Origin of the sequence: Leptolyngbya sp. Heron Island J, from assembly GCF_000482245.1 — a bacterium.
GTDB lineage: Bacteria > Cyanobacteriota > Cyanobacteriia > Phormidesmidales > Phormidesmidaceae > Leptothoe.
On record NZ_AWNH01000090.1, the window covers coordinates 45,754 to 51,838 of the forward strand.

At 47.2% G+C, this 6,085-nt stretch carries 3 protein-coding genes and 1 pseudogene; 1 reads left to right on the top strand and 3 read right to left on the bottom strand.

Annotated features, from left to right (window positions below):
* Positions 1-199: 199 nt before the first annotated feature.
* The 3 genes from lon to N836_RS63930 form a co-directional block, all read right to left on the bottom strand.
* Positions 200-2,722, bottom strand: coding sequence for an endopeptidase La (gene lon / locus N836_RS63920; RefSeq protein ID WP_023075306.1), 2,523 nt, complete (start codon positions 2,720-2,722; stop codon positions 200-202).
* Positions 2,723-2,940: 218 nt separating this feature from the next.
* Positions 2,941-3,432, bottom strand: a complete 492-nt coding sequence (locus N836_RS63925) for a DUF6141 family protein (RefSeq protein WP_023075307.1) — start codon at positions 3,430-3,432, stop codon at positions 2,941-2,943.
* On the bottom strand, positions 3,429-4,799 hold the full coding sequence (locus N836_RS63930; protein WP_081716960.1) for a condensation domain-containing protein: 1,371 nt from the start codon (positions 4,797-4,799) through the stop codon (positions 3,429-3,431). Before N836_RS63930 ends, N836_RS63925 begins: the two co-directional genes overlap by 4 nt.
* A 334-nt stretch (positions 4,800-5,133) precedes the next feature.
* On the opposite strand from N836_RS63930, the pseudogene N836_RS78265 reads away from it, so the two are divergent.
* Positions 5,134-6,062 (top strand): annotated as a pseudogene (locus tag N836_RS78265) (IS1595 family transposase).
* The last annotated feature ends 23 nt before the right edge of the window (positions 6,063-6,085 follow it).

Sequence of the window (6,085 nt, forward strand, 5' to 3'; positions counted from 1 at the left end):
GCAATCCTCCATCGGGGTTTCAACAACAGGCTGATGAAACCAGCGGTATCTAACATCTTTAGAGTACGCAGGAAGTTTGAGGATGTTATGAGGGCTACAGCTATTCCAGGAGGGGAAAATACTACTGACAAAAATTCTCGCCCCCCTAATATCATGGAGCCATCCCTGAATGGACAACAACTCTATTAACCGACTTTACCTACAAGAGGAGCTCTGATTTGAGCGTTGACTGCTGACGATGGTTAGTATCCTCACATTTTTGAGCAGCCGATACTAATGCATTGTCTAAGATTTGCTCGATGCGATCGCACTTAACAAATTCCATCTCCTGCCGCACATGATCTGGCACATCCACCAGATCCTTTTCATTTTGCAGCGGCAACAGGACGCGACGAATACCAGCCCGGTGAGCGGCCAATACCTTCTCTCGAATGCCCCCCACAGGCAACACATCACCACTGAGGTCAATTTCCCCGGTCATGGCCGTATCCGTGCGTACCGACTGATGCAGCAATAGCGAAGCCATCGCCGTTAGCATGGTTACCCCAGCTGAGGGACCATCCTTGGGAATGGCTCCGGCAGGGACATGCAGATGCACTCCGTTATCCTTTAATAGAGCTAGATCAATGCCTAAATCCTCGGCATGGGACCAAATGTAAGAGCGAGCGATGCGGACCGACTCTTCCATCACATCACCGAGCTGTCCGGTCAAAGTCAACTCTTTACCCTGGGGTAATAGCACCGCTTCAACAAAGAGCACATCGCCTCCAGCCAGGGTCCAGGCCAAACCTGTTGCCACCCCTGGTTGAGGTCGCTGTCGTCGCTCATCTCGCAAATAGCGCGGTGGACCTAACCAGGTTTCCAACTGTTCAGGATGGATATGAACCGAGATTGTTTCCCCAGCCGCATACTTCACGGCAATTTTGCGACAGAGACTGCCCAGCTGTTGCTCTAAATGGCGCACACCCGCTTCTCGGGTATAGTGATCAATCACCAGGCGTAGAGTCACTTCTGGCAAAATAATCGCATCCTTGGGTAAACCGGCTTTTTCTAGCTGCCGGGGAAGTAGATAGGTTTGTGCGATCGCAAGCTTATCGCGATCGGCATAACCTGACAGTTCTACCAACTCTAATCGGTCCAATAAGGGCGGCGGCACCTTCGAGAGATCATTGGCCGTGCCAATAAAGATTACCTGAGACAGGTCAAAATCCACATCCAAATACAAATCATGGAAGCAATAGTTTTGCTGTGGATCGAGAATTTCCAACAATACCGACGCCGGGTCTCCCCGATAATCCATCCCTACCTTATCCAGCTCATCCAGCATGATCACCGGGTTCTTCACACCAGCCCGATGAATTGCCTGAATAATCCGGCCTGGCATCGCACCGATATAGGTACGACGGTGTCCTCGCAACTCGGCTTCATCCCGTAGTCCGCCCAGACTGATGCGTTCAAACGGACGGCCCAACGCCCGAGCAATTGAGCGACCCAGGCTGGTTTTACCCACCCCTGGCGGTCCCACAAAACAAACCACCGTGCCGATAGCATAGCGTTCTGCCTGTACTTGAATGGATTCATCAGTATCAGATGGCTGTTGCTGACGTTTGAGTTTAAAGGTAGCTAAATGCTCAATAATGCGCTCTTTTACTTTTTTTAGACCATAATGATCTGCATCGAGAACAGTATTAGCATTTTGCAAATCTAAATTATCCTCAACGATTTTCTGCCACGGCATTTCTAGCAACCAGTCCAGATAGGTGCGAATGACCCCACCTTCCGCAGAACTAATACCAATGCGTTCAAGCCGAGCCAGCTCCCGCTTTACTTGTTTCTCAGCCACTTCTGGTAGAGTAGTTGCTTCCAGAGTTTGGCGGAGGTCAGCAATTTCTTCTTGGTCAGGACTACCTTGCCCCAGTTCCTCTTGAATTTTCTTTAATTGCTGTCGTAGGAAAAATTCTCGTTGCTGCTCATCGATTTCCTTTTTGGTTTCCCCTAAAATTTGACTGCGCAGCCGTTGTTCCTCGACATATTTTTGTAAGTCGCCTAGCACCTGTCTGAGTAGAGTCTCCAAATGATTTTCAGCCAATGCCGCCTGGATTTGCAGCACATCCTGCTGCATCAAAATAACTGACTGATAAGCGATTTGAGCGGCATCGTCATTGTTGATTAAAACAGCTAACAATTCGTCAGGAAAGTTGGGGTTAACAGCTGCAGTTTCTTCCCAAAGCGACTTGATGGCATCATTCAGGGCATTGATGGTTGCCGCCTCTCCCCCAGCTGCTACAGCAGCCTCCACTGTCAACGCCGGCAGCCTGCGAAACTCAACTTCAAATCCTTGATCGGTGACACATAATTTCTCCAGCTGTATACGCTCTAATCCCTCAACCAGCAACTGAATCGGACCGATGGGCAATCGTGCCATCCGCCGCACCGCACCAAGGGTAGCGACAGAATATAGATCGGATAAATTCTTGGCTTCCGCTTCTGCGTCACGGGTCTTCGCCAATCGCTTGAGACATTCTGGACGCATTGCTGCAATCACCAGCTGCTTATTCTCTGTGGCCACGGCTGTTTCCACAGAAGTAATGGAATGGGGACGTCCAGCCACTAATGGTAGAGTAATGGCGGGCAATAGTACGGTGTCTCGCACCGGGAGGAGAAACCCGGATTCGAGTTGAGCAATTTTTTTAGCGGAATGGGGTAGCCACAGCATGGTCATTATTTCCCCCCTTGTGATGGGTAAGCGCTCTACAGAATAGTGACTACATAGGGACTCACATTATTCTCTTGAGAAACAACAGCTTTGTGCAAGCTCGCCATAACATCCAGCCTTAATCAGTCCTGTCAACAGATAGAAGGATTTAACTGAATATACTTCTAGTATAAGACGAAGAGGATAGTCGCATGATGAGTTAAACCGTACCTGTAGATTGTGATTTATGTTTTGTATCGATTTATTGCATCTACTAGTTGGTCAGGGTGTTGCGAACCTATAAGCAAGCGTCGACCATCTTTAAAGACAATTTGTACCCCTTGATTACCGCTGACTGTATAGGCTTTGCCCCCCAGCCCAAACCGGATACCCCAGCCATCAAAATCACGTAGTGGACGATATTTTCGTGCTTCGTAGGTTTGAATTGCGTTGTAGTCAATATATTTAGAACAAAACGGGAAGGGCAAAGCATGAAGATGCAAACCATTGGCTCGAACCTCTGTCCGCATACCTCCCCCTAGGAACAGCAGCGGCATGGCAATACCAAATGCGAACCAATAGATTATCAGCATCAGATCAGGGGCAGATCGAGTTCCCACAGGCTGACCAGCAATCAGCTGTTGGTAAGCCGAATACCATATGAGACCTGCGATTGGCAAAATCACTAACCAAACCCAGCCCAGACTGCTAAATCGCTGAACTTCTTGATAGCTCATTTAGATGCCTCCTTAATGACAGCCTCTTCTAGATATTTCATTGCGGTATCTTTAAGCTGCATGATCGTACTGGTCTCAATGAAGGTTTCTCCATAGGTCAGAGTGAGATTCATGTTGCCGCCGACGGTAACCACCTCCAATACTTTTTCAATAATGTCAGAATAAACAGCAGGCCCCATAAGCGCATCTAAATGCAAGCCCCCATAATCAACTGGAATACTTAATCGACCTAAATTGCTGATCGTCATTCCAGCAAACAATTTATCTAGACCTGTCCGTTTGACATAACTAACCGCCATCTTGTCATCTAAGTAGCCATGTTTTGCAAAGACCATGCCATCCAGAAATGATGGGGTCAGTAAGCTAAGTTTCTGTGCAGCAAAAATATTTTTGTCAGTTAGCTGCTGTCTCGTTTTTTTGTCAATGATGCGAGCCATTTCCCAAAAGGGACGCTCTTTAGCTGCTTTCAGTTTAAATTTTACTGCTGAGACATAAAATCCAACTGCTTCGTCCACTGGCTTTGTCAGACGATTTCTAAAATCAACCGGCACTAGAATGTTGTGAAAATAATCATGGGCATCGCCCTGGATCTGTTTTTGAGCTTTCAGAAATGCAGTGTAGAGAGCACTATTGACGGTAACCTGTTCCTGCTGGCAGCAAGCCACTAGCATAGCTGTTTGAGATGGTGCCATGTCCCATCGTAAGACAGAGGCACGGTGTCTCTGCCAAAAAGTATTGTGCAGATTTTGGTAATCTTCGTCATTAAAGGTAATCGCTTTACGTAGCCATTTTTGATTGATGCTTTTGATAATAATTTTGCGAAGCCAGTTAACAGAAATAGAGGGTGGTAAATACTCTTGGGATGCTATAGGGATCACCTGCTTAGGCTCAGGTTCATAGGCAGGATGCCCTAAATAGGTCATGAGGTCACGGATTAGGTATACCAATGAGCGACCATCGCAGATACTATGATGAGCCGTAATAATCAAGTCGGAAATCTCCGGCGACTCCAGTAAAATAATGCGAATCAACGGACCTGTTGCAATGAAGAAAGGCTGTTGCAGCTGGTCTGCAGCTACTTCGGTCCAATCTTTTTCAGTCGCTCTTGGTTTAGTTTCAATGGGGACTTCTGGTACATTCGTTTGGACAAACCATCCTGTGGCGTCATCGCCTAAATGAATACGGACTCCTAGCAGAGGATGTTTCTGTCTGGCCTTCAAAATTGCTGACTGCAGCAGTTTTGGAGTTACTTGGCCCCGGATTCTGGCTCCCATCACAATATTGGCATTGGGCATTCCCAAAAACCGACGTTCTGGACCATTCATTTTTTGTCGGAATCTGTTTTTTTGAGACGCTTGAGTCTTCATTGCTACCCCTCCGCTTCCTCAATGTGTCAGCCGGACATTGAGGCCATACGCCATCAGATCGACTACTCTCACCTTTAAGTTTGAGGGCAACCTATGAGGAACTTATGAGGAGATTTATGCTACGGATACAGAGTATTTTTTTAGGTTGAACAACATCGTAACTTTGATAAGTTTTTGTCTAGGAATTAGCTTTTCTATATACGACAAAATTTGAGCACTTAGGAATAGGGATGCAATTAGATTTTATTTTGGCTCAATAGCTGTTTCAGGGAGGTTGCTAACTTTAAGATGAGCAGGGTAGTGTCATGGAATGAATCCTCCTGCCAGCCTACCTATGCTAACGCTTTCTAAGTTAATCGATGAGGACAAATGCTACGAGACTATTCGCACAATGCGTTGGCCTGAGGGCGTTTGCTGTATTGATTGTGGCTCGAAAAGCATTACTAAACGAGGGAAGCATGACACCTATTCAGCGCGGCAACGCTATATCTGTGGGGAGTGTGGTCGTCACTTTGATGACTTAACCGACACCCTCTTTGCGGGTCGTCATCAACCGTTACAGACCTGGATGGCGTGCTTATATCTGATGGGACTCAATGTCTCGAACCAACAAATTGCCGAAGAGTTGAGTCTGCACAAAGATGATGTGCATCAGATGACGAGTGAATTACGTCAAGCGGTGGCCGACAAGCGACCAGAAGTCCAGTTATCAGGGACGGTGGAGTTTGATGAAGTGTATGTGACAGCAGGCCATAAGGGGCAGCCAGAGAAGGTCAAAAAAAAGGGCGCAAGGGGCGCAGGCGGAAACTCAAAGGGTTTCGGGGGCACGGTACGCTCGAAACGGAGAAACCGCCGATCTTCGGGATGATTCAGCGAGGCGGAGAGGTGGTGATTAAAATGCTGTCAAATGTTCAACAACAAACTATTAAGCCAATCATTCAGTCCATCGTGAAACCTGGCACCCTCATCTATACCGACGAGTATGATATCTATGCTCGTCTAGAGAGTTGGGGATATACTCACAAAAGTGTTTGCCACAGTGCCGGAGAATATGCCCGAGATGACGATGGCGATGGTTTCTGTGAAGTCCATGTCAATACGATGGAAGGCTTCTGGTCATTGCTGCGGTCATGGTTGAGACCTCATCGAGGTATCTCACAAGAGAAATTGCCGATATATTTGGGGTTCTTTGAGTTTGTGCATAATGCCAGAAAAAGGGGGAAAGCCTTGCTGGGTAGTCTATTGAGTACATTGCTCGTCTAACTCCCTGAAACGCCGATTGAGCC